The organism is [Borrelia] finlandensis (genome assembly GCF_000181875.2).
Classification (GTDB): domain Bacteria; phylum Spirochaetota; class Spirochaetia; order Borreliales; family Borreliaceae; genus Borreliella; species Borreliella finlandensis.
Map to the genome: position 1 here is coordinate 1 of NZ_ABJZ02000004.1, position 4,177 is coordinate 4,177.

Sequence of the window (4,177 nt, forward strand, 5' to 3'; positions counted from 1 at the left end):
TAGAACCTAGAAATAACTTGTTGACTCGTATATAATAATATACGAGTCAACAAGTTATGAAATGTACTACTATTTTATCAATCTTTTTATTAATATGTAGTGTTAATTTATTTTGTTTTGAAAATAAATTAACTACTTCTCGATGGGAATTTCCTAAAGAAGATATAAGCAAAAAAAAAATAAAAATAGGCATAATTTACCATAATTACATAAATCCTATCTTTTACAATGAAAATTATAAATACATTCCCTTTATCGGAATATTGACATCTTATAATGAATGGATTGAAATACAATTCAACCCCATAAATTTTTTTACCATTCCGATAAATAAAGATTTTATTTCAAATACTTATTTCAATTTAGCTTTTACTATTTATATTGCCAAATATTCAATTTTAACTGATACACTTGCTATAAAATTCTTTATTGGAACTCAAATCAATTTAACTCTGAGAACTACTATATTTATAGGAAAAACAACTAATGCATTTCTCTATCCAATTCTTCCCATAATTACCTTCAAATTTGAAATTGATTTCATACCTAATAACTATAGTATTTACTATAAATTATCGACTTCTTTTAAAGAATTTATTATTTTAGACCTAGGAATTTCTATATTTATACCATAAAAAATTTTAAACACCTTTATTCTTTTTTTAAAAGTTCTAATAAGAAAAAGGATTGTATAAATAATTATTTAACAAATTACAAAAGAGCAAAAACAAATCTTTAAAACAATTTCACTAAGGAATAAGGACTATATTGACACCCGAACTCAAAGACCTTTTAATAGCATTTTCAATATTAGAAAAACTTCTTGTAATTGCTCCCATATCATAAGAATCTGTCATCATAATACTAGTAATATTTAAATTTTCCCTTATAATATTAACAATACTTTTAGACATGCTAGTTATATCTTTAGAAATTTTAGGAACATTTACATGACCAATCATAATAAATTTAGCAGCTCTACCAAAAACAAATGGAACAAAATTATTTAGCATTAAAAAGCTTTTACTATAAGGCAAAAATGCCAAATATTTATGTGTATCTGTAGTTGTTCCTCCTAATCCAGGAAAATGTTTGATTGCCGAAAATACTCCATGATTCTGCATACCATCAATAAAAGCTTCTACCATAAGTCCAACAATATAAGCAGAATATCCTCCGAATGTCCTATTTAATAAAGGAGTATGTGGTGCAAATTTTATATCGGCAACTGGAGCCATATTTAAATTAATACCAAGTCTACGCAATTGCTTAGCAAGAACTTCACCAATTTTATAAATAAGATGTAAATCTTTAACACCCCCCACATGCTCCATGGCTGGAAAATTATAAACCCCCATTTTTTTATTTTCACTAGCTCTACTAACTATTCCCCCCTCTTCATCAATAGCAATAAAAATATCATGTCCAATATGACTCTTTATTGCACTAATCAATCTCTTTGTCTGCTCTGCATCTTTTAAATTTTCTCTAAATAAAATTATACCAATCGGATTAATCTTTTTTATTCTATTAATATCATCGTTATTAAGTTCTTGAACATTCTTAAAATTTGTTAAATTTCTAATCCCAATAAATAAATTTCTATCTTTTAAAATAGTTTGAAAATCTAATTCACCTAAAAATTTTATCAAATCTACAAGATCTGATTTATCCTTGTTAAATATTCATAATCTATTTCTGGTAAAGATTCTGTCGCAAATAAATTTAAGCCAAAAAAGCTAAAAAACAAAAAAGAGAAAGTTTTTAAAAAGTCCATTTATATAGCCCACAAAGCAAACCATAATCTTTTGATAACAAATCAGAAAGAGCGCTAAAATTCTTAGCAGAATTATCGACCCCCTTTTTACAACAATATCCACATATATCTTCAAGATTACTATTAAGCAACATGTCAATAAATAACTTTGCAGGAAGAAATCTTCTATTTCTATCAACCGTTAAAATTAATGGATTTTCCATTAATTTTAACACTTCCCACGTTATTTGCTCAACCGAAATATATTTACCAATTTCTTTATCTTGCTCTATAATTCTAATGGGCATTTTTTCTATTATTTCATCAATATTTTTTATCAAATACTCTAAATTAAAAAGTCCGGTTGCACAATTAAATAGCAGTCTATTACCCTTATTTTCAAACTCTTGCACAATCTCTGAAGAAATCCCCCCGCCAATATCAACACAAGTTAAACGATTTTCACCATTTACTGCCAATATCCCTCCCTTAAAATCCGCCTTGCTTTTAAAACTAAATTCAAACCCAGAAGAACAATTGGTCAAAGCCATTAAAGCAAGTGCTTTAAAATTAATTGTAAAGCCCATATTATCAACATTGCCAATGTATATAAATCTTTTACCAGATTCATAAAGCTTTAAATAAATATCTTTTAAAATTTTAAAATTTTGACCATGACCGGCAGGCAAAGCCAAAATAGAATTAACATTTTTATTATCTTTGAGAGTAAAATATTGATAATTGGAGCTATTCAATTTTTTATAACAATAAACTAAAGGTTGAATAGCTGTAAAAACATCTTCTTTTTTGAGATTACAAAAATTTACACTTTTAATCAAATCATCTGCAAATAAATCATCCAAAGATTTTGAAATAAATTCATCCGTTTTGCAACTAGTCATTTGAAATACTGAAGGCTTGATCATTTTACCATAAAAAGATTCATATCTTTTAGCAACCATTAAAAGATGTCTAATTTTCAAAGCCAAAAATGAAAATCCAAAACTACCATCTTTGTTAATATAAGCTGGTGTTATCCCCTTTGGGAATTCTCCAAATTTTTCTTTAAATTCAAGTATTTTAGATTCATATAGCATATACAAATCTTCATTTAACGCCCTATTTTTAGCTAAATCAAAATAACTTGTTGCAGAGCCACCATTCAAGATTCCAAAAGAAAGGTACGGGAAAAGCATTAGACCCAAATTTTCAAGATCACAAGAAGAAAAAATATAATAATCACCTTCTTCTGATTGCAAAAATTTAGAAAAATCATGAAAATATTTTTTTAAATTATCTTCAAGCAAGCCTTTGTCGAACTTAAACCTCAAAACTTTATCCGAAATATTAAAAATATTTTCATGGCTATCGCAAGGAAAATATTTAATGGATTCAAAAGTATTAGGACAAATCTCACCAGAATTAAGTTTTTCAAGTATCATTTCAGAAAAAATTTTATCAACTTTAACATTCATAAGTTAAAACCAAAACCCTTAAAGAAAAGCTTATTAATGTAAGCAAAAAAACAAATTTTTAAGTATAATAATATAAGTGGCTATACTATTGATTATTAATAATTATAGCAATAATATGACTAGAATATCAATGAGAAGAAATTTACATGCTTAAACAATATTCACTTAACATGAAAAATTTTAAAAAAGCTTTGGATGAGATGATATTTTCTCCTTCAGGATTTAGAAAAATTTTTGCAAAATCAAAAAATGAAGATTCAACAGAAAATGAAATAAACAATGAAGATAAAGCACTAATAGCACTAATAATCTTCACAATATCAAATTATTTTAAAAATGAATCTAAGCCCTATATTGGATTGGGATTAGATTCAAGACCAACTGGCAACATTATTGCAGAAATAACAATAAAAATATTAATAACAAACAAAGAAAAGATTAGGTTTTTTGGAATACTTCCAATAACTGAAATTTTAGCTTATACAAAAAACAGCAAAGATTCAAAGGGCTTTATTTACATTTCCGCAAGCCATAATCCAATAGGATACAATGGGATAAAAATAGGGTTAAACGATGGTGGCGTACTAAATTCCGCAAAAGCTAATGAAATAATACAACAAATTAAAAACAATAGCCAAAATGAAAAGCTAATAAACCATTTAATTAACACTCTAAACAAATTTGATGAAGATAAATCCAATTTAGAACATTATAATAAAATAATAAAATTAGAAAGAAAAAATAAAAACCAATCTTATGAAGCATATAAATCATTAATACATGAAATAGCATATGAAAACGATATTAACAATAAAAATATCGAAATTTTAAAGAAAAGAATACTAAAAAATCCAATTGGAATAATAGCAGAAATGAACGGAAGCTCCCGAGTCAATTCGATAGATAAAGAATTGATAGAATCTTTGGGATTAAAAGTAGAATTATA

The 4,177-nt window shown here is 26.2% G+C and carries 2 protein-coding genes and 2 pseudogenes; 2 read left to right on the forward strand and 2 right to left on the reverse strand.

Annotated elements, in window-relative coordinates:
* The first annotated feature begins 56 nt into the window (after positions 1–56).
* Complete coding sequence (locus BSV1_RS01175; RefSeq protein WP_008882314.1) at positions 57–635, forward strand: hypothetical protein; 579 nt, start codon at positions 57–59, stop codon at positions 633–635.
* 114 nt (positions 636–749) lie between these two features.
* On the opposite strand, the pseudogene BSV1_RS01180 reads toward BSV1_RS01175, so the two are convergent.
* A pseudogene (locus BSV1_RS01180) lies at positions 750–1,777 on the reverse strand (glycoside hydrolase family 3 N-terminal domain-containing protein).
* Complete coding sequence (locus BSV1_RS01185) at positions 1,765–3,231, reverse strand: UTP--glucose-1-phosphate uridylyltransferase (protein ID WP_008882317.1); 1,467 nt, start codon at positions 3,229–3,231, stop codon at positions 1,765–1,767. Before BSV1_RS01185 ends, BSV1_RS01180 begins: the two are co-directional and overlap by 13 nt.
* A gap of 146 nt (positions 3,232–3,377) precedes the next feature.
* Here BSV1_RS01185 and BSV1_RS01190 point away from each other — a divergent pair.
* Positions 3,378–4,177: pseudogene (locus BSV1_RS01190) on the forward strand (phosphoglucomutase); the annotation flags it as partial.

Excerpts from the sequence above, each read along its gene's own strand:
- BSV1_RS01175 (WP_008882314.1), top strand. The coding sequence starts at position 57 with ATGAAATGTACTACTATTTTATCAATCTTTTTATTAATATGTAGTGTT.
- BSV1_RS01185 (WP_008882317.1), bottom strand. The coding sequence starts at position 3,231 with ATGAATGTTAAAGTTGATAAAATTTTTTCTGAAATGATACTTGAAAAA.